The organism is Nocardia amamiensis NBRC 102102 (assembly GCF_001612745.1).
Taxonomy (GTDB): Bacteria; Actinomycetota; Actinomycetes; order Mycobacteriales; family Mycobacteriaceae; genus Nocardia; species Nocardia amamiensis.
In genome coordinates this window covers 1-503 of sequence record NZ_BDBA01000486.1, presented here as the reverse complement: position 1 = coordinate 503, position 503 = coordinate 1, and the positions used below count along the sequence as shown (strand labels likewise).

Sequence of the window (503 nt, the reverse complement as noted above, 5' to 3'; positions counted from 1 at the left end):
ATCTCACCCAACTCGATCCGCTGACCACGGAACTTCACCTGGAAATCAGTACGCCCCACATACTCCAACCGCTGCGGCCGATCCGCATCCGGCCCACGCCAGACCACCACATCCCCCGTCCGATACATCCGCGAACCGGCCGCGAACGGGCTGGCCACGAACCGGCCCGCGGTCTGCGCGGCTTGCCGGACATACCCGCGGGCGAGCTGATCACCAGCCAAATACAACTCACCGGGCACCCCCGCAGGCACCGGCCGCAACCGCGCATCCAACACGAACACTCGGGTGTTCCATTGCGGGCGACCGATCGGCACCGTCACCGCATCCAAACCATCAGCAGGCCAATAGGTGACCGACACCGCCGCCTCGGTCGGACCATAGAGATTGTGCACCCGCGCATCCGTGACCGCGCCCACCGCCCGCACCGTCTGCGGCGGCAACGCCTCACCGATCACGAACACATCCCGCAAACTGGCCAAGCTTGCCGCGGGGGCGTGGGCGGC

The 503-nt window shown here is 67.2% G+C and carries 1 protein-coding gene; it reads right to left on the bottom strand.

Annotation, left to right across the window (positions count from 1 at the left end):
- Positions 1-503 (bottom strand): AMP-binding protein (locus NA4_RS38545; RefSeq protein ID WP_157129616.1); only part of this gene is annotated, 503 nt, incomplete at both ends.